Genomic DNA, 19,905 nt, shown 5'->3' with positions numbered 1-19,905 from the left:
CTCTGTTTCTGGGCCTCTTCAGATATCTACATGCTAGAGGTATTAGAAAGGCCCTGAAAAATGCTTTATTTTCGACAGCTCATGCATTCAGGTTATGGGTTGGCTTGATGAACATTCGCCACTTGGAAGCCTTTCGGGCCGTCATCCTGTGCCAGACCGTTACCCGAGCAGCTGAAATGCTCCATATCTCTCAACCGGCGGCTACTCGCCTGATTGGCAACCTGGAGGAAGAGATTGGGTTTCCACTGTTCGAACGCCTTAAAGGGCGGCTGCATCCAACCCCGGAGGCCCTGGTACTGTATGAGGAAGTACAGCGCTCCCTGCTTGGCGTGGAGCGCATTGCCAGGGTTGCGCAAGAGATCAGAAGCCTGGCTCGTGGCTCCTTGCGGATTGCCTGTGCGCCTACGTTAGGACTGGCCTTCGTACCACGTGCTATCGCAAGCTTTGTAGAGGCTCACCCCGAGGCACGTATCACGCTTGAAGTACACTCATCACAAACTGTGGTTGATCGCGTGGTCGGTCAGCGCTGCGACCTGGGCCTGATTGTGCTACCCAACGCCTACCCCAGCCCCAATGGTGAGCAGCTGATGACCACGCGAATGCTGTGCGCCCTACCCAAAGACCACCGATTGGCAGGCCACGACAGGATCGTGCCGCAGGACCTGCAGGGTGAGCGGTTTATTTCCTACCCGGAGTCCATTGGCAGTCGATTACAGGTCGATGCGCTGTTTGCTACCTATGGCGTTGAGCGTCAGCTCACGCTGGAGGCTCAGCTCTCGGCAAGCGTCTGCATCTTGGTTGAGCAAGGCGCGGGCGTGGCCTTGATCGATGTGTTGTCCGCGGTTGAGTATCGAGGGGAAGGTATTGTGTTCAAGCGTTTCGAGCCTTGCATCCCCATGGACTTCGCCATACTCCGGCCCGCCACAAGCAGCTCGTCCCGCTTGCATGACAGTTTCGTCGATCACCTCAAGTCGTTTGTGAAAACACAGATTGCGGCCGAGTATCTCGCCTGATGAATGCCCGAACGCCTTGCCCTTTCACTAGCCCAGGTTTTCTCATCTCCCTATTAAACCAGGCCCCAAGTTTGCACGTGAACTTAAGTACCCTTTAGGTTCTGTACGAAAAGTCTGGAGGGATAGAATCAGCGCCATGACAGGCTGGAGGCCCGGATGGCGAAGCGTTACGAACTTCCGGATGCGGCTTGGGAGCTGATCGTAGATCTGGTTTCCCCCGAACAAAAGATGGGACGGCCCCGCAGTGATGACAGACTGATGCTCAACGGCATCTTCTGGCTCCTGTGTTCAGGTGCAGCCTGGCGTGATCTGCCAGAGCGGTTCGGCCCATGGTCAACGGTGTATCAGCGGTTTCGCGACTGGCGGGATGACGGTACGTTCGACCAAGTTCTTGAGCGTTTGCATATTCGCCTGAATCAGGAAGGGCTGATTGATCTGGATACCTGAATGATTGATTCCACAGCGGTGCGAGCAACCCGAGCCTCTTCTGGCGCCGGGAAAAAGGGGGCCAGAAGAGCCAGTAGACCATGCGCTGGGTCGCAGCAGAGGTGGCCTGGCCACCAAGATTCACATGGTTTGTGATGCCAACGGCGTGCCTCTGCGCTTTCTGCTTTCGCCCGGTCAGGCCAGTGACGTCTCGAAGGCTCAAGCAGTTCTGGATCAGGTTCGCATCCCAGGCAAACAAGGCCGGCTTCGTAAACGCTGCCGCTGGTTGCTGGCAGACAAGGGTTACGATGCTGAGCATTTACGCCAATACTGCGACCGTTACCGAATGCAGCCTGTGATTCCGTTACGAACCATGAAACGCAAGCCCAAACCGGGACTGCCTCGACTGTTCGACCGCCCGAAATACCAGCAACGGAACATCATCGAGCGGATGTTCGGCTGGCTGAAGGAGAACCGCAGAGTCGGTACTCGTTACGACAAACTGGCAAGAAGTTTTGCCGCCATGGTCACATTGGGCAGCACGCTGCGATGCTTACGTCAGTACTTTTCGTACAGAACCTAGGATAAGTCTGCATGACACGACGGTTGGTTATCTGGCCGGCTATGAAGGTGGCAAGAACATACTGACCTTTGACACCGCTTACGTGACCATGTCACCACTTGAGCGACCCACCCTGACTCTCTTTACGGCTATTCCAGCACGGGCGAACTATTTTTTCAAAAGCCACTGGTGACATGGCAAAAGCTGTATCCTCTGTTAAGTAATCTCTTGCCTGAAGGGGCCATGCGTGACCACCTGGCCCAGCAGCTCAAGATCCATCCAGACAACGAGTTTCCGCTCCTGGCCTACCTCGGCGAGGACCTACCCGGTGCGGCCCGTTGATCCCCACGACATTCCCCTGGCGCTCTTGTGGGCCGGACCTCTACCCTGCCCGTCCCGGTGGACGTGAGCTATACACCGGCGCATTTCTCCCTGGCCGGCGTTCAGATCAAGTTTTCCATGAAGGCGCAGGACGGCCGCTATCTCTACAAGGATGGTGACAGCCACGGTGACTGGATCATCAAAACACCCTCAACGCTACACCAGCATGTGCCGCTCGATGAATATACGGCCATGTCCTTGGCCGCGCTGATCGGCATCGACATTCCCGAGATCTCGCTGATCGAACTCTCCCTGATTGATAACCTGCCGCCCATTCCCTTGCCAGATGAGGCCTATGCCTATGGTATCAAGCGGTTCGATCGTGGAAACAATGGGCAACGGATTCACACTGAGGATTTTGCTCAGGTGTTTTGAATACGTCCGAAACAAATACGAAAGGCAAAACTACGAGGAAATCGCGCACAAACTCAAAGCGGAGACGCTACACCGTCCGGACAACATCCGACAGATCACCCTGCGGTTGCTGGCCAATATCCTGCTGGGTAACGGCCATGCCTATCTTAAGAACTGGAGCCTGATCTACCGCGGCACGCGGCAAGCCGATCTCTCTCCTGCCTAGGACATTGTATTTACCCGAGCGTACATGGGGTGATGAACGCGAGCTGCCGCTCAACATGGGTGGCATGAGGCGCTGGTATGAGATGTCCCCTTCCGTGCCTGGGCAGGTGCGCCCGGGTTAAACCGTCGCTTCATTGGCCGTATGGTTCAACACGCCGTCGAATGGGCCCGCAATCTCTGGCCAAAGGCCCCGCCTCAGAGCCCCATGTCTCGGACACACCAGGATTTGCTGAAAGACCACTGGCGGCAGTTGCCTCCAGACTTTCGTATCAGGTGCGACTAGCACGGATGGTGCATCTAACAGGACAGATGGCGATGTGTAGGGCGACAGGTCTTGCAACGCTACCTATCAGGTAGGAACAGATAGGCGCAGCAGAGTCCGGCAAAGATCTTATTTCAAATCAATATACAGCTCGTTCAAGAAAGTTATTCATCTTGGGCCTGCACTATTTCGGCAGCTGATAATAGGCGTAGAAAAGACCTATCGCACTCAATAACATGGCCCTTCTTTCGACTAGCTCCTTAATAACCATTTCTCTGCCATACGTGCTGCGTCAGGTTAAAAGACGCGACACATTTGGCCAGTATTAACCAGGCCGGGTTTGAGCCAATGTACAAACCGCCATGCAGCTCCCAGGGGTGCAACTTGTAGACGATCCCAGAAGCTATAGGCAGGTCTGTCATAAGTAGTATTGATCAATTAGAGGAGTGGTCTGATTTCTTCCCGCTGCCGTTAGAAGAAAAAACCTGCCTTTAACCTACATTAGACTGGCTTGTATCAAGTTCAGCAGATGATTACCGATACAGATAAAACAGGTGTGGCTGGTGCGCTCATGAGAAGTTGTAACAGACAGGCTATGCAAAGAGACCAAACCTAGGCCTTAAAAGATTGGCTATGAAACGCTCCAGCTCACTCCTGACAGCCCCACTTGTGCATGCGTCTGCGGTTCGAGTCCGGCGCTCAGTCATACCAGCAGTAATATGGTTGTTTGTGCTAATGCTGATGGTATCGCAAGCATTTGCACAGGCCAGGCCAGTATTGCTCACAGACCGTAATAACTTCCTCGATCTTGCCCCTGCTATAGAGTACCTGCCGGCGCCTGTAACAATGGACTTTGAGGAAGCCGCGTCAGAAAGGAGGCAGGAGGAGTGGCGTCCCAATACCAGAACCACCTTGAACCTTGGATCAGAGCCTCAAGGTGCATGGGTCCGATTCAGGATTAGGAAAGATACTCATTTCAATCAAGCCTGGCTGCTGGTCTTTGACTGGCCCATGCTTGATCAGGTGGATGTGAGAATCCATGATGAAGATACCAACAGCTGGTCGAAGGTGCTGACGGCAGGTGATACCGTCTCGTTGAGCAAATGGCCGATCCCGGCGCGTGAACTGGTGTTCCCATTGGATCTGGAAAACTCTAAAAGGGTAACCGTCTATGCTCGTATCCGCGCCAGTGAACACATGATCCTTCCATTGCAGCTCGTGACCGAAAAGGCATTCCAGCAAGATCAGGTATGGGACACATTGCTGCTTGGAGCGCTCTATGGATCGCTACTGGTCATGCTGCTCTATAACGCTTCCCTGTTTATCTTTACCAGAGATAAGTCCTATCTCTGGTACGTGACGTATCTTGCCTCCTCACTCTGGTATGTCCTATGTCTGTCCGGTCACGGCTTTGTGTACATCTGGGGTGAATGGTCCACGATTTCCGGTCGTTTTTTCCAGCTATCGGCTTGTACAACATTTCTTTCATCTGCCATTTTTGTTCGCGTTTTTCTAAACGTACCGCGGTACCAGCGGTTGACCATTATCAATAACCTAGTGATCACGTACTGGGGCGTGGCCACAACTGTTGCGCTGCTGTTTCCTGATAATATCCGCTATCTCTTTCCTGACATATTGGGCTTCGTTTCCTGCGTACTCGCCCTTACCGTAACCGTAAGCATATGGCGAAAGAAAAATCCCTCAGCCCGGTATTTCACTATCGCCTGGCTGTGGCTGATTCTGGCAACCATCTATATAACCTTGTGCCTGGAAGGCGTCTTGCCCCTCTCAAGGTTTAGCTATTACACACAGTTTTCCGGCTTCGTCTTTGAGTTTCTCCTTCTCTCCATTGCACTGGCAGAACGCATAAACCGTGAGCGAGCGCAGCGTTTGATCTCTCAGAAGATCGCTCTGGACGCCAGTGAGGAGGTGGCACAAAAACGGCTCCAGATTGTGCATGTGCAGGAAGAACTCCTAAAAACGCAGCGAAGGGCCAATGAGGATCTGGAGCGACGAGTCTTACAGCGTACCCAGGAGCTGGAGACGGCAAACCGTAAGCTTGTCCAGCTGAGTAATACCGATCCCCTGACAAAGCTTTATAACCGACGGCATTTGGATGAAATCTTTGCTCAGCAGGTCATTACGGCTGCTGCGCAAGAGGCATACCTTACCATCATGATGCTTGATATCGATCATTTCAAACACATCAATGATACCTACGGCCATACGATAGGAGATGAATGCATCGCGGCGCTGGGTGAGGGCCTGAAGTGCCTGACCCGTCGTCAAGGCGAGTATGCGGCGCGCTTCGGAGGAGAAGAATTCATACTGCTGTTTACGACCCTTACGCCATCAACTGCACCGGTTGTGGCTGAAGAGGTCCGGCTGATGGCCAGCAACTTGGGAATACAAGTTGAAAGCCATACGGTTCAGTTTACGGTCAGTATAGGCGTGGTATGTCGCCTCGCCCGTTTAGGGCAGACGCGGGTAAGCCTTTCCAAGGCCGCTGACGATGCGCTCTATCTGGCAAAGCAGGCGGGTCGTAACCAAGTTAAGGTGGCAAGCATGGAACAGGACGACCAACAGATTTAAGGGTTTACCCGCTGCGCGATCAAACCCAGAAATATAGGTGATGGCAATCTCCACTACAACGTATTACTGTCTAAGGATACCTCTGCGGAACGCTATCACATGCTCTTCGAGACGCTCAACCGCCTGGTTCATGATCGGGTTGTGAGTCATGAGGAAAGCATTAGCGCAGAGCACGGGGCGGGTCAGCTGCGTCGTGATGAGCTAAAGCACTATAAATCCCCGATCGAGCTTGAACTCATGCTACGCATCAAGCAGGCCATCGACCCGAATCAGTTGATGAATCCCAGCAAATTACTGTGAGCTTTGTCCTGCAGCCCTTGGCTCGACGACTAGCTGCTGCCCTAGTGCCAGTCGTCGAGCAGACTTACCCTAACGAGGGTCCTCTCGAACGTACGCGGCGCAGGTTGCCGTCAATGACTTTATAACCCTGGCGCTTAACGGCTTGGTCTATCCCTCGCCTACTATTTCTTTCTCCCGTACTGGCCTCATGCGGGTAGGGTGAAACAGAAGTGCAGGTGACGGGACGCTGCATCGATGATGTATTGATCAACGCACGTTGGGAGTACTTACCCTACCCCGTTACGCGTTATCGTTGACGACTGAACAGCAGCGATGCGTTTGGATTATTACTCTCCCCGTCCTGCGCCTAAAGAGGTCGCATTACAGACAGGATGCGCTGTCCGGTCTAGTGGCCTGTGACAAAGCTTGCTGGCGTGCCATTGGCGCTGATGCTCCTGGCCAGCGCCACCGACTGCTGAAGCTTTTCCATATACCGGTGCTCCGTCATGCCCTGCCTGAAGGCGTTTAAATTAGCGCTCAGGCGAGTCGCAAGGACGCTGAGGTCCATGTCCAGCCCGGTCTGCTTGTAGAGCTGATCGGGCATCCCCAGAACGCCCGCTTGCCCTTTACCTCGGATACGCACTCCAGGCAATGGGCCTGTACCTGAGAGGTGGATGAAAGAATGGGCATTCGTCATCTTCGACCAGACCTGCCGGCAAGAGCTCGCTTAGGTTACTGTCAAGGTTGCGCATGGGGCGGGGCGGCGGTGCTTTCTTCAGGAGCTCGGGCTGGACTATAAAAAGAACCAGCAGTGCTATTTTGTAACTAAAAAGAGTAATTATAAATGGTAGCGTCTGTGCATTGAAGGCAACTACACTGGCCAGTAGAAGAGCCGGAGCAAAGTCGTGTCGTTTCAGGCATACGCATCGAAGTGCGGTAGGTCAATACTAAGATGCATGGTTAGCGCCAAGCCTTGTGGTTGATACCCGTAGGTATCAACCACAGCGAATGATCTCACTTTTCTGTACATAGCAGAAAACCCATGCGTTGAAGTCTACCAATGGGACTAAGGTGTTAAAGAAGCTGAGCATGGCAACGGAAAGCAGCGCCCCTACCTACCTGTTTAAAATTTGGCCAAGCGTCACAAGACCTGAATGGAGACTGGGAACAGGACTGATCGTCAGCCAAGACTACTTTCATTAAGGTTTTTCTGATCTAGGTCGATAACTTAATAGTGACACCCATTTCCATAGCTCCCTGTGTGACAAAGCAATGGATGCTGATGGATTCAGCCCTGCCATCCGGAGAGGCAGCAGGAGAGTAATCTTTTTAGATTACTGCCCTGTTACCTTTTCACCTCGTACATAGCCACTGGCTGAGTTACCGGTGCTAATTGGCCCAGTGAGCTCCTTTTCAGAAAGCTCCTTGATCATGCTTACGGTCAGGTACAACCTTGGTGCGATGCTAGAAAGGTCAATGTACTCCTCAGGCGAATGTAGCCCAGCTCCTACAACACCCATGGTTTCAAGAATGGCAGGCTTACTTTCACCTGGTACATAGGCATACCCCGCATCTGTCCCAAACCTCATCGCCACCGGTTCCAGAGTACGTCCAATGGCTGAATAAAGACCCTTGGCTCGCTCGGCAAGCTGCTCTGAACCTGAATTTTTCACTAGAGGTGGGCGGCCTTTATCGATACGAAAGCTAACCTCTGTATCAGGTACTAGCTTTTCCTGAATAAGCCTGTTGCCCTCCGAAAGGACACGGTCGTATTCGGAAAGATCCGAATAGCGCATATCGCCTTCAGCAACCGCCAACGCAGGAATAATGTTTCGCTTATCGCCTCCATGAACAATGGTCCAGTTTACCGTAGTCCCTTTAGCTGGATTTCCCAGATCCTTGAGTCTGACCAGCTGATGCCCCATCTCAATGACAGCGTTTCGCCCCTCCTCGGGCGCTGAACCTGCATGTGAGGCTCTGCCCTTCACTGAAAGGTGAACGGCATTAATACCATTGGTGGCTACGGTAACCGCCTCCTTGTCTGGCGGTTCATAGGAAAAAACATAGTCGTGCTTTCGCGCCAAGTCTGCAATAACGGCCCTTGATCCAGCTGAGCCCGTTTCCTCGTCTGGATTGAAGAGAACAGTAATGGTCCCGAACTGTTTGAAGTCCTGCGCTTTGAGTAGCTGCAGCGAATGCAGGATCATTGCTACGCCCCCTTTAGCATCAGCTACGCCAGGTCCATAGGCACGCGCCTCGTCCGCTCGAAATGGGCGCTTGGCGGCTGTGCCAGGGCCAAATACGGTGTCGTAATGCACCATGAGCAGAAACCTTGCCTTACCACTGCCTTTGATCGTCCCAACAATATTGCCGCCTACCGACGGGCTGGCAGGGGTCACGCTAACATCTGCACCAAGCGACTTAAGGCGATCAACCAATATCTCCTGGACCTTGTTGATTCCTTCTTCCTGCCCAGTGCCAGTATCGATCGATACCAATTGCTCAAGTGTTTTGAGGTAACTGGATTTCTGTGCTTCGGCTTGTTCAAGTATCTGTGTAGGTGACGTATCTGCCGCTAGTGTCATTAGCGGGGCGAAAGAGAACATCAAAGCTGCAGCGATTTTTAACGGTTGTCCAAGCATGGAAGGCGCGCCCTGAGTCGGATAGCTACAGACTACGGAGACATCATGGGTGCTTTAAGTTCACTGAACGGATGAGATAGTCAAATGCGGGTTAATACGGGCCTGCCAATTGACGGCATACCGGGCAACAGCACCCTGGGGTATATCGCTGGTCTTACAGATGGATACAGGGCTTGGTGTAGGCAGTAACGGATACGTCTACTCTCAATGCCTTGGTATTGGTAGCCTGAACTCACCCAGGCTTTCAATCGGGCAAAACCCAAATGGAGGAACTACTGTCTTAATACTGATCTTTAAGCGCATTAGAGGCACCAATAAATTATTAATGCAGCTTCTCATCCTTGCCGGCAATCCAGCCCTAGGCGTAACCCAGGACGTGTTTAGCCCCTTCGTCAGTATCTATCAGATCAATCCAACAATTTCCGCCTAGGTATTCAAATTCATCAAGTAACGTGAGAGCAGCTCCTGCTTGAATTAATAGCGCACCGTTTTTGACAGTCCTGCCAGGGTGTGCTTGAGTTTGTTAGCAATCATTACAGCTACACATACGTTACAAGACAGCAACATGTTCTACGCGCGCTCCTATCATGAGCGTTTCATAGGTGACTCGTAGCATGCTGTACGGATGATGTATCGCACCGGTGCCACACTCAGCTTTGCCTAGCGAATAGTCCTGCTTTGCTGCACGCCTAACGCATCTTTTGCATTTAGGTCGCTGGTCAAAGGTAGCACCATGGAATATATCCACCAAATTTTGAACCAGTCGCCCGAGCTTGCGTTGTTTCTATCTCTGGCGATCGGGTATTGGATCGGTAGCATCCAGTTCGGTAAATTCCAGCTTGGCGGCGTCGCCGGTTCGTTGCTGGCGGCGGTAGTAATCAGTCAGGTCGGCGTTACCATCGATAATGGGATCAAGTCGGTATTGTTTGCCCTGTTTATCTACGCCCGTTGGTTTCGAGAGCGGACCGCAGTTTTTTCGGTCGTTGGGGCGCCAGTCGCTTCGGGAGATCGTACTGGCGGCGGTCATGGCACTCAGTGGGCTTGCAACCGTTATCGTCGCCGCAAAACTTCTTGATTTAGATAAAGGGCTGGCCGCCGGCATTGCTGCTGGCTCTATGACGCAGTCCGCGATTATCGGCACTGCCAGCGCCGCAATCGCCAAGCTCGATCTGCCGTTAGATCAGATTCAGACCCTTCAGGGTAACGTCGCGGTGGGCTACGCCGTGACATACATCTTTGGCTCCTTCGGCGCGATCATCATGTGCGTCAACGTCCTGCCCTGGTTCATGAAACGCTCGATCCGCGATGATGCAACGAAGGCAGAAGCCGAATTGCTTGCAGGTGCTCGGGTGTACGGACCGGGAGAGTTGCCTGCGATACCGCCGCTTGTTGGACGCATCTACCGGGTGGAGCATTCGGCTGGCAAAACGGTCGAACAACTTGAGGCTCTCAGTCAGGGGGACACCCAAACCACACTGACCGTAGAGCGCATTAAGCGCGGTGGCGCGATGGTAGGTGTTGCGCCGGACACGGTCCTTCAAGCCGATGACGTAGTACTAGTTGTGGGCCGGCGCGCAGGTGTCGTGGCGATCGCAAAGCAGCTAGGTGCTGAGCTGCAGTCCTATCCTGACATGGACGTGGTTGTGGTTCAGCGGGATATCACAATTGACAATCCAGCCTTTGTTAATCGCACGGTGGCTGAAATTCGGCAGGAAGCGAATCAGCACTTGCGCCACGGTGTGTATGTAGTAGAAGTCAAACGCGGCGGTCGACCGCTGGTCTTGCAACCGGATACGGTTATTGCGTCAGGAGACATGGTTACACTTTACGGCACGCCGGACGACATCCAGCGTGTTTCCAAACAGGTCGGCTCCATCATTGTGCCCAGCGATAAGACTGACTTTGTTTTCCATGGCTTTGGGCTGGTGGTTGGCCTGCTTATCGGTATGCTCGTAATCCGACTGGGCGCGGTACCACTGACGTTGGGTAGCGGCGGAGGTGCGTTGATCGCGGGGCTGGCCTTCGGTTGGTACCGGAGCCGACATATGACGCGCGGCAACCTACCTACGCCTGCGGCGACGCTCCTACGTGATCTAGGCCTTGCGGGCTTTGTAGCTGTAGTCGGTCTGCAATCGGGACTCCAGGCTGTTCAGACAATCGCTACGCAGGGCCTTTCCATCTTCCTCGTGGGCGTGGTGGTCTGCATCGTCCCCATCGTTATCACCATCCTTATTGGGCGCTACGTCCTGCGCTATAACAATCTGGCACTTTTCGCCGGTGCCGTATCCGGTGCGCGCAGCGCCAACCCAGCCTTTGGTGAAGTGCTCGACAAGGCGGGTAATTCGATACCGACGGCTCCGTTCGCAGTGACATACGCCTTGGCCAACGTGTTTCTCACGTTGCTCGGGCCGCTAGTCGTGGCCTTTGCCTAACTGAAAGGGGAAACGTAATGAGCAACGAGCAAAACCAGAATGAAGATTATGCGCAGTACGCCAAGCTAAGCCCGTTCGAGCTCAAGGATGAGCTGATTAAGCTGGCGTCTGGGACAGAAAACCGGTTGATGCTCAACGCTGGCCGGGGCAATCCAAATTTCCTCTCGACATTGCCTCGGCGTGCCTTTTTTCGGCTGGGGCTGTTTGCCACAGCCGAAGCCGAACTGTCGTACTCTTACATGCCCCACGGCGTGGGGGGCTTGCCCCAGATTGGCGGGATTGAGGCCCGCTTTGAACGCTATACCGCTGAGCACCGCGACCAGCCCGGAGTGCTCTTTCTCGCCAAATGCCTCAGTTACGTGCGGGACCAGCTTGGGCTATCCGCTTCGGCGTTCCTTCATGAGATGGTTGAAGGCATCCTGGGCGCCAACTATCCCGTTCCACCGCGGATGCTACGAGTATCCGAAGAGGTGGTGCGCCAGTACATTGTGAAGGAGATGGTCGGCGGATTCATTCCCGCCGGGACCATTGACCTCTTCGCCGTGGAAGGCGGCACGGCGGCAATGACTTACATCTTCCACTCTCTTCAGCAAAACGGCCTGCTTAAGCGCGGCGACAAAGTGGCAATCGGCATGCCCGCGTTCACACCATACATCGAGATTCCAGAGCTGGAGGAGTTTGGTCTGGAGCAAGTACATATCGATGCCGACCCGCATGCCAACTGGCAGTATCCTAATACCGAGTTGGAGAAACTCCAGGATCCTGCGATAAAGATTTTTTTCTGCATAAATCCAAGTAATCCAGCATCAGTCAAGATGGACGACCGTAGTCTAGCGACAGTCGCACGTATCGTTACCGAGTCAAGACCAGACCTGTTCATATTGACGGACGACGTCTACGGCACCTTCGCAGACGACTTCCGCTCCCTGTTTGCGACCTGCCCGCGCAACACAATGCTGGTGTACTCCTTCTCGAAATATTTCGGTGCCACTGGTTGGCGCCTGGGCGTAATCGCTGCGCACAAGGACAGCATCTTTGATAAGGCGCTGGAGGAACTGCCAGAAGACATGAAGGCGTCTCTGGACCACCGTTATGGAGCGCTGCTGCCAGAGGTTCGGAGCCTGAAATTCATTGACCGCCTCGTCGCGGACAGCCGCACGGTCGCACTCAACCACACCGCTGGTTTGTCGACACCGCAACAGGTACAGATGGTCCTGTTTTCCCTTTTTGCCTTGATGGATGAAAGCGACGGCTACAAGGCCGAGCTGAAAAAACTGGTACGCCGGCGCGAAGCGGCGCTTTATCGGGAATTAGGCGTGGCACCGGATAGCGATCCGAATGCGGTCGACTATTACACCCTGCTTGATCTAGAAGACCTCGCTCGCAAGATTTACGGCAACGACTTCGCCGCTTGGGTAAAAGCTAAGTTCAGTAGTGGCGATCTGCTTTTCCGAATCGCCAAGGAAACCGGTATCGTGCTGCTTCCAGGAAAGGGCTTCGGCACCAAACAACCCGCGGCCCGGGTATCCCTCGCCAATCTTAACGAGTATGAATACGCCAACATCGGCCGCTCGCTTAGGAGCATGGCCGATCAATATTTTGAAGAATTTAAAAATACGGTGGGAGATGGAAAGAGTTCTTCAGAGGCGCCTACTTAACCGAGCTTGCATCGGAGGGCGTCGCTGGGTCTAGAGAGGGATCAAGGGGCGTAAGGCGCCCCGGTCTTTCACGCCACGCCTGTAGGCCATAGACACAATGGCAACAGCTCATTTGAACTCCAAAACGGGGTTGGTTAGAGAATGCCTGACCTGAGCTTCAGAAATCCTTTTGTAGCGTGTGGATATATCTATGCGCCTATCTGAATGGATAATCGCCCTGGCTACCTCAGGTTATTCTGACGAAGCTGCTTAATGACCTTCGAGTATCTTGGGGAAGCAAGCAGTCTAGACAAACTGCTGCATACGGGCAGTGGTGTCAGCTACTCAGCTCTCAAGCTAATGACCTGAATTCACCCTTCTGGCACGTTTAGGATGCATAACTGCATTTGAAAGAAAGGATGAGCAATCAAGATAACGGAAATGGTTAGTTTTTGCGGCGCCCTCTTTAGTCAATGGCAGCAGTCTCAATGGTGATAAACGAGGAAGCTCGAAACGGCGCTAGCAAGGGCTCCTCTGCTTGCGATGAAGTGATCAAGGTCCAGGAGCGCTCGATAGGCGTCCAATGCTGTTGGCGCGCCCGCCCCAGCTTGTCGGTGTCAGCCAGAACAAAAATGTGTGCTGCGCGTTTGATGAAACATTCCTTTAGATATGCCTGCTGATCGCTCCCCTCACACAGACCAAACTGGGCCACCACGCCGTCAGCTCCCAAAAACGCCTTGTCTACGCTCATGCGACTCAGTGTCAGCTCTGCCAGTGGTCCCAATGTACTCAGACTCGATCCGCGTACATCGCCGCCAATCATCGTCAGACGAATCCCCGGCGCGTTCGCGAGCGTCATCACCGCCAGTAGATTATTGGTCACCACATGCACATCCTGGCGGGCGCAGAGATGCAACGCCAGCGCAGCACACGTGGTGCCACCATCGAGCAATACGGTGTCACCGTCTTGGATGTGTGCAGCTGCCGCTCTGGCAATAGCTTCTTTCTGTTCGCGCTGCGCCGACTTGCGCTCTTCTAGTGACGCTTCGGGCTCGTGGACTCCTATCAAGGCCGTAGCGCCGCCATGAGTTCTCACTAAATGCCGCTGCCTAGCAAGTATCGCAAGATCGCGTCGAACAGTAGCTTCCGACACGCCAAGAGCGGCGCTCAGCTGTTCGACATTTGTGTCACGTAGACGAACCAGTTCCAGAATGGCGCGGTGGCGATCGGTCGCTTTCATGAAGAGCCTTATTGAAAGAAGAGCTACGATCTTACACGAGCAACAGCCTGGACCTCACCTCCGCCGCGTAGCCAATTCGGCGCCTTGACGCAAGGCCTCTAGCAGACTGCGCTCATCTGCAATGCCTTTGCCCGCAATATCAAACGCGGTACCGTGGTCGACAGATGTTCGTATCACTTCCAGCCCAACTGTTATATTAACGCCCGCTTCCAGACCCAGAACCTTTACCGGACCGTGACCTTGGTCATGATACATCGCTACCACCAGATCAAAATCCCCACGACCGGCACGGAAAAACAAGGTATCGGCGGGTAGCGGGCCGGTGATATCCAAGCCTTTCTCTTGAAGGATTTTCACCGCTGGGATAATTTTTTCCTCTTCTTCCCCATAACCAAACAAACCATTTTCGCCAGCATGCGGGTTGATACCACAGACCCCAATCTTCGGTCTGGCAATCCCAGCCTTGACTAGGGTTGCATTGCCACGTTCAATGGTACGCTGCACCAGACCCGGTTCAATCTTACGAATCGCATCAACGATGCCTATGTGCGTAGTGACATGAATCACGCGTAACTGCGGCGCGACAAGCATCATTGATACTTCGTCAACGTGGGTCAGGTGAGCAAGCAGCTCGGTATGGCCAGGATACTTATGGCCCCCCGCATGTAATGCCTCCTTGTTTAGCGGTGCCGTACAAATCGCGTCGATTTCTTTGGCTTCGGCCAGCTGTACGGCCCTTGCGATATATTGATAAGCAGCGTCACCAGCAATGGGTGACAACTGGCCGAATGGCAAGTCGTCGGGAATAAGGTTAAGGTCAATACAATCGATAATGCCAGGCTCGTATAAGGCTTCAGAGGCCTGCTTGATACTACGAATCTTCATGCGGCCTTTAATGATCGTATTTGCCTGCTCCAAACGATGCGCATCACCTATTACCAGGGGACGACACTGCTGGTAAACAACGTCGTGGGTTAGGCTCTTGACGATAATTTCCGGCCCCACTCCCGCCGCGTCGCCCATGGTAATACCAATGATAGGGAGATAGTTACTCATGATTTCTTACCTTGTTTTGCAGGAAAATGTACGGAGCCTTCGGCAACATTCGCGGGCTCGGTGATATTGCTCAAATGGAGCCACGATGCGTAAAGGGCGTGATCGGTGCCGAATGCACCCGCTTTAGTGATAACACCAGGACGATAACCGTCGCGACTGGCGATGGGGCGACCAAAGGCAACGCCTGCCTCAACTTCGCACTGTAGTTTAAGACTGCCGATACCTACCGCCCCGAGCATTGCACGAGCGGTTTCGCCGCCTGTAGCTATAAGTCCACCAACCTTATCGAAATTTGGGCGGATCATCGCTGCCAGTGACGCAGACAGAAGAGCACCCTCGGCAGGATCAAACGTCTCGTCGCGACCAATGCGCAACAGAAGGTCTTCGCCACGCTTGAGACATTCGCCAATACGGCGCTCCCATTCTGACCAAGCCGCATACGCTGGGCCTTTGCGTAATACGCTTGGCATGATGGTCAACTCCTGGATACCCGCCCGCTCCTTAAGCATTATGCATTGCCTATCAGATACATCTGACAGGCTACCGACCAGCACGAGAATCGGTGCAAGTTTTCGCTGCATGAAGCTGACATCCTGAGATGGAGAATCAAACAGGTCGGGTAAACCTGCAATTTCCCGTGCCAGTCCACCAGAGCCGACCCAGAATAGCCCTTCACTCATTTTCGCAGTGACTTGCGCCAGTCGACGCAAATCTTCGGAAGTTTCGGCATCAACTATCAGGGCCTGGCTGTCGCCTTTGGCGATCTGCTTGATGTGTTCAGTAAGAACGAATGCGTCACCACGCAAGGTTTCAAGAGTCAATTTGGCTGTGCGCAGACCGGCGGTTTCTAGCATTATGTGGAGATCGGCGCATTGATCAGCATGCTCGAGCTTCCACGTTTCAGTGGTTTCCAACGGTTGCCCATGGACCAGTACCTGTCCCTGATGCGTAGTCCGGCCGGTCGCCGGGAACGCTGGCGCTACGATTGCCAGACCAGCCAAGGCCTGCAAGGCAGCAACTTCTGCCGCCCAATTGCCACGCAGCGTTGAATCGATTTTTTTATACAGCCGTTGTCCAGCCTTTGATTTCTGATAGGCAGCTACTGTACGAGCGGCGGCTTCACTGGAGGATAGACGACGTGTATCAGTGTCGATGGCGATAACCTGGGCCGCCCCGGTGTCATGGGAGGGGTCAAGCGTTACAACCGTATCGAGTCCAAGGCTGGCGAAGGCGATAGCACAGTCCGCTGCGCCGGACAAATCATCGGCAATGATCATAAGCCTCATCGCACGGTCTCCCCTTCGGCATCTGGGATCCGTTCGCGCTGACCATTACGCGCCCTATATCGCTTGGCGGCCATTGAGGTAAGAATGGGCGACAGTATCGCTGTTACCACTACACACGCGGCAACCAATAAAGTCGCGGCGCTGGCGGCGTCGGCATATACGGGATTAGCCGCAGCAACTAAGGCAGGGACAGCAGCAGCGTTGCCAGCAGTATTGGCTGCGGCGACACCTGCCACACCTGTACCGCCTGACAGTCGGTCAGCAAAATACAGTGGAATACCAGTAACAACTACCACCGCCACGCCTAGCCCGATACCCAGCAAGCCCGCCTGCCAGACCTTGTGCAGGTCAAGGCTAGCTCCTAGCGCCAAGGCAAAGAACGGAATCATCACCGGCACGGCCCTGCCAAGGAAATCGCGCATTTCTCGGTCCAGGTTACCCAGCAACATGCCCAATAGTAGAGGCAGGATTGCACCTACCAGCGTAGGCCAAGGAAACGCAGCCAGACCTGCAACGCCAAGGGTTACCATGGTCAGGAAGGGACCCGACTCCAATGACATGACAGAGTATGCACCTACGTCTTCTGAGCGACCGTACTGGCCCATCAGCGCCATATAAAGACCGCCATTGGTGTCATTCATTGCGGCGACGACGGCTAATGTGGAGAGACCGGCAAAAATGCCTGAACCGATGGGCTGCTCTCCGAGAAAGTGCCCCATGACTACCCCAATCAGCACAGCAGTACCCACCTTCGTTCCAAACAGCACACCGCCTTTTTTCAAGAGGTAGGGCGTGGCTTTGATATCGATGCTGGCTCCCATGCAGACGTAGAACACAGCAAGTATTGGTAGAGAGCCAGTGAATAATGCATTGGTAAACGAGCCAAAGAACTTAGGCATATCCGGCAGGAAGGTTGCGACCAGCGAACCGATAAGCAAAGGCACGATCATCATGCCGCCAGGTACGCGTTCGATACTACGTTTGATTGGGATGTGGGCCACGCGATTCTCCTTGTTTTTATTTCGAGGTGTACCGGGAACACATAAGGATGATCGAAATGATCATTTTCATGTGCATTCCAATCAACAAGCCCTTAATCTAAGCTCTCATGTCTGCGCAAATCAATCATTTTTTGATCGATTTGCGCAGACATGGATGGCTCAGGGCAGTCCTGTCCAGGCACAACCATGTTTTTGAGGCACCTCATCACATTGTTTCCTCTTGCCCCATTTGCGAGCACCTACGTGTAGAAAGGCCTCATTCGTGAGCGTCTCTGTGGTCTTTAAACCTCATAGTTTTTGCAAAGGCCAAAGAGATCAATCACTTAATATATGTGGCACAAAACCTGCTGAAATTAATTTACTAACTGATTAATTAATTAAAAAGCTGGGTCTCATTGAGGCTGTATGCCGCCTCCCTGTTTTAGCTGCCAACAAAAGGCTTGCCTGTCGGCAAGACGACAAAATGCTCTTCAGGAGAACAACAATGCGTGCGTTTATTTGTGCTCAAGTATTTGCGACAGCAGTACTCGGTTCGACTTCGGCCTTGGCCCAAGACAGCATTAAAATTGGCGTCATTCAGCCGCTGACAGGCTCGGTGGCATATAACGGAGCGGCAGATATCAACGGCTCCAAGCTGGCCGTAGAAGAGCGCAACAAAGCAGGCGGCGTGCTAGGCAAGCCGATCGAACTCGTTATCGAGGATGGTCAGTGCAGTCCGGCGAACTCGGTTAACGCCGCAGAAAAACTGATTCAGAAAGATAAAGTAGTCGCCCTATCCGGCGCCTTTTGCAGCTCAGCGACCGCTGCGATCATGCCTGTTGCGCAGAAGTACAAACTACCACTGCTGACGGGAGTGTCTTCCAAGGCTGACCTCACCGAAAAGAACAATCCCTACTTTTTCCGCTCAGCCGAGACCGACGCCCTACTCGCCCAAGCGTTTGCCAAGATCTTGGCTGAAAATCTGAAGCTCAAGAAAGTTGCCTATATCGGTGTAAATGATGACTGGGGCCGGGGCGGCGTAGAGGAATTCTCCAAGGATCTGTCCGCTCATGGTGTCGAGACAGCCATGACGGAATATTTTGACCATGGCGCTACCGACTTTTACACCTTGCTGGCCAAGTTGCGGGTCTCAGGCGCAGATGGGGTATTCATTGCCGCAGAGACTCAGGATGGTTCGATTCTGGTTAAACAGCTCAAGGAATTCGGCATTGATATGAAAGTGTTCGGGGTTGGCTCCTGGGCCACAGCGGACTTCATCAATCTGGTAGGTGATGCCGCCGAAGGCATTTACGCGGCCGTCCCATACGCAGCCACCTTGCCTGGCGAGCGCAACCAGAGGTTCGTTCAAGCCTACCAGGCGCAATACAAGCAGGCCCCGGACAAATACGCCGCGGCCGGCTACAACGCCACCAATATCTTGATGGATGCCATCCAGCGTGCCGGCTCGACGGATGCAGAGCAGATCCGCGAAGCCTTGAAGGCAACCAGTTACCAGGCACCCAATGGTCATTACCAGTTCACGGCCAACGGCCAGGCCTATGGTTTTAACGCGGCGCTGGTACAGATTGAGAACAAACAGCCCAAGGTCGTTGCTACTACTTACGTCGAAGCCCCCATGGCGCTTGCCGCCAAAGGAGAATGAGCGTGGATCTGTTCCTGCAATTCCTCGCTAACGGCTTGGTGACGGGTACGTTCTACGCGTTGTCCGCCCTGGGTCTCACGCTAATCTTTGGTTTTATGCGGGTCGTGAATTTTGCCCACGGTGAGTTCTATATGCTAGGCGGCGTGCTGGGTTGGTTCGTTACCTCACACCTGGGTCTGGACTTCTTTTCCGGTCTGGTCGTCGTGGCCGCCATCATGGCTGCATTCGGCTGGCTGGTGGATCGTGTTCTGATTGAGCGAGTCCGCGGACAAGGTGAAGAGCCCGGCATTTTGCTGACCATTGGACTGTCGATTTTCCTGGCTAACTCTGCCCTGCTGTTAGCAGGCACGGCGCCTCAGAAAATCGAAGGGCCGCTACCTAATGCTCCCGTCTTTCTCGGTCCCATCGTGCTGACCGAGATGAGAATTTTCGCCGTAGCGGTGTGCGCGGCGCTGATTTTGGGCGCCCATTTACTGATCAAGAAGACCAAGCTGGGGCGAGCCATGCGCGCGACGTTCCAGGACCCAATGGCCGCACAGTTGGCCGGCATCAAGACAGCACGCGTCTATGCCAGCACGTTCGCCTTGGGTTCGATATTGGCGGCATCTGCCGGAATGCTGCTGGGTGCAATTTATTCAACCCAAGTCACTATTGGCGGCATCGTTAGCCTTAAGGCCTTTGTCGTAGTCATTCTAGGCGGCATGGGCAGCTTTGGTGGGGCCATTGCAGGCGGCCTATTGCTGGGCGTAGCTGAGGCCTTGTGGGGTGGCTACGTTTCTACCGGCATGGTGGACATTATTGGCTTCATCATCGTGATTCTGACGCTGATCTTCAAACCCTACGGCCTGTTTTCAGCCCGTGCGGAGAGGGCGTGA

At 53.7% G+C, this 19,905-nt stretch carries 14 protein-coding genes and 3 pseudogenes; 11 read left to right on the top strand and 6 right to left on the bottom strand.

All coding sequences use genetic code 11. The features are described from left to right. Nucleotides 1-107: 107 nt before the first annotated feature. The 7 genes and pseudogenes from JQR90_RS21260 to JQR90_RS21230 all read left to right on the top strand — a co-directional run bounded on the left by JQR90_RS21260 (nt 108) and on the right by JQR90_RS21230 (nt 6,115). Nucleotides 108-1,013 (top strand): LysR substrate-binding domain-containing protein, encoded by a 906-nt coding sequence (locus JQR90_RS21260; protein ID WP_434141075.1) that lies wholly within the window; start codon nt 108-110, stop codon nt 1,011-1,013. A 156-nt stretch (nt 1,014-1,169) separates the two neighbouring features. Continuing rightward, nucleotides 1,170-2,022: pseudogene (locus JQR90_RS21255) on the top strand (IS5 family transposase). A gap of 222 nt (nt 2,023-2,244) precedes the next feature. Continuing rightward, nucleotides 2,245-2,343, top strand: a complete 99-nt coding sequence (locus JQR90_RS21250; protein ID WP_328296305.1) for a HipA N-terminal domain-containing protein — start codon at nt 2,245-2,247, stop codon at nt 2,341-2,343. Between the two features lie 27 nt (nt 2,344-2,370). Beyond that, on the top strand, nt 2,371-2,757 hold the full coding sequence (locus tag JQR90_RS21245; protein WP_208825519.1) for a HipA domain-containing protein: 387 nt from the start codon (nt 2,371-2,373) through the stop codon (nt 2,755-2,757). Beyond that, entirely contained in the window at nt 2,669-2,962 is a 294-nt protein-coding gene (locus tag JQR90_RS21240; protein ID WP_412770203.1) for a HipA domain-containing protein, read from the top strand. Before JQR90_RS21245 ends, JQR90_RS21240 begins: the two co-directional genes overlap by 89 nt. 894 nt (nt 2,963-3,856) lie before the next feature. Continuing rightward, complete coding sequence (locus JQR90_RS21235) at nt 3,857-5,815, top strand: sensor domain-containing diguanylate cyclase (RefSeq protein WP_434141072.1); 1,959 nt, start codon at nt 3,857-3,859, stop codon at nt 5,813-5,815. An 18-nt stretch (nt 5,816-5,833) separates the two neighbouring features. After that, a complete protein-coding gene (locus tag JQR90_RS21230) occupies nt 5,834-6,115 on the top strand; it encodes an FAD-binding oxidoreductase (protein ID WP_112298055.1) in 282 nt (93 codons plus the stop codon). 385 nt (nt 6,116-6,500) lie between these two features. On the opposite strand, the gene JQR90_RS21225 is transcribed toward JQR90_RS21230, so the two are convergent. After that, on the bottom strand, nt 6,501-6,791 hold the full coding sequence (locus JQR90_RS21225) for a DsbA family protein (RefSeq protein WP_146766071.1): 291 nt from the start codon (nt 6,789-6,791) through the stop codon (nt 6,501-6,503). 715 nt (nt 6,792-7,506) lie between these two features. Next, a pseudogene (locus tag JQR90_RS21220) lies at nt 7,507-8,736 on the bottom strand (M20/M25/M40 family metallo-hydrolase); the annotation flags it as partial. A 733-nt stretch (nt 8,737-9,469) separates the two neighbouring features. Between JQR90_RS21220 and aspT the strand changes: the two are divergent. Together aspT and JQR90_RS21210 are read left to right on the top strand one after the other, a co-directional pair. Then, nucleotides 9,470-11,168, top strand: a pseudogene (aspT, locus tag JQR90_RS21215) (aspartate-alanine antiporter). Between the two features lie 17 nt (nt 11,169-11,185). Continuing rightward, nucleotides 11,186-12,826, top strand: a complete 1,641-nt coding sequence (locus JQR90_RS21210; protein ID WP_112298052.1) for a bifunctional aspartate transaminase/aspartate 4-decarboxylase — start codon at nt 11,186-11,188, stop codon at nt 12,824-12,826. A gap of 445 nt (nt 12,827-13,271) precedes the next feature. Here JQR90_RS21210 and JQR90_RS21205 read toward each other — a convergent pair whose 3' ends face one another. Genes JQR90_RS21205 through JQR90_RS21190 form a run of 4 tightly spaced genes read right to left on the bottom strand, consistent with a single transcriptional unit; the run spans nt 13,272 to nt 17,388 of the window. Continuing rightward, nucleotides 13,272-14,045 carry a DeoR/GlpR family DNA-binding transcription regulator gene (locus tag JQR90_RS21205; RefSeq protein ID WP_112298051.1) on the bottom strand — a complete coding sequence of 258 codons (774 nt, stop codon included), beginning with the start codon at nt 14,043-14,045 and terminating at the stop codon, nt 13,272-13,274. Nucleotides 14,046-14,099: 54 nt separating this feature from the next. Then, complete coding sequence (pdxA, locus tag JQR90_RS21200; protein ID WP_112298050.1) at nt 14,100-15,101, bottom strand: 4-hydroxythreonine-4-phosphate dehydrogenase PdxA; 1,002 nt, start codon at nt 15,099-15,101, stop codon at nt 14,100-14,102. Then, entirely contained in the window at nt 15,098-16,387 is a 1,290-nt protein-coding gene (locus tag JQR90_RS21195) for a four-carbon acid sugar kinase family protein (RefSeq protein ID WP_112298049.1), read from the bottom strand. The genes pdxA and JQR90_RS21195 overlap by 4 nt, the downstream gene beginning before the upstream one ends. Next, nucleotides 16,384-17,388, bottom strand: a complete 1,005-nt coding sequence (locus JQR90_RS21190) for a 2-keto-3-deoxygluconate permease (protein WP_122044249.1) — start codon at nt 17,386-17,388, stop codon at nt 16,384-16,386. The genes JQR90_RS21195 and JQR90_RS21190 overlap by 4 nt, the downstream gene beginning before the upstream one ends. 484 nt (nt 17,389-17,872) lie before the next feature. On the opposite strand from JQR90_RS21190, the gene JQR90_RS21185 reads away from it, so the two are divergent. Together JQR90_RS21185 and JQR90_RS21180 are read left to right on the top strand one after the other, a co-directional pair. Then, nucleotides 17,873-19,030 (top strand): ABC transporter substrate-binding protein, encoded by a 1,158-nt coding sequence (locus JQR90_RS21185; RefSeq protein WP_112298047.1) that lies wholly within the window; start codon nt 17,873-17,875, stop codon nt 19,028-19,030. Nucleotides 19,031-19,032: 2 nt separating this feature from the next. Then, nucleotides 19,033-19,905 carry a branched-chain amino acid ABC transporter permease gene (locus JQR90_RS21180; RefSeq protein WP_112298046.1) on the top strand — a complete coding sequence of 291 codons (873 nt, stop codon included), beginning with the start codon at nt 19,033-19,035 and terminating at the stop codon, nt 19,903-19,905.

This window comes from Pseudomonas sp. JZ114 (assembly GCF_051027705.1).
GTDB lineage: Bacteria > Pseudomonadota > Gammaproteobacteria > Pseudomonadales > Pseudomonadaceae > Chryseomonas > Chryseomonas luteola.
The sequence above is the reverse complement of the archived record's forward strand: the minus strand, read 5'-3'. Positions and strand labels throughout refer to the sequence as shown.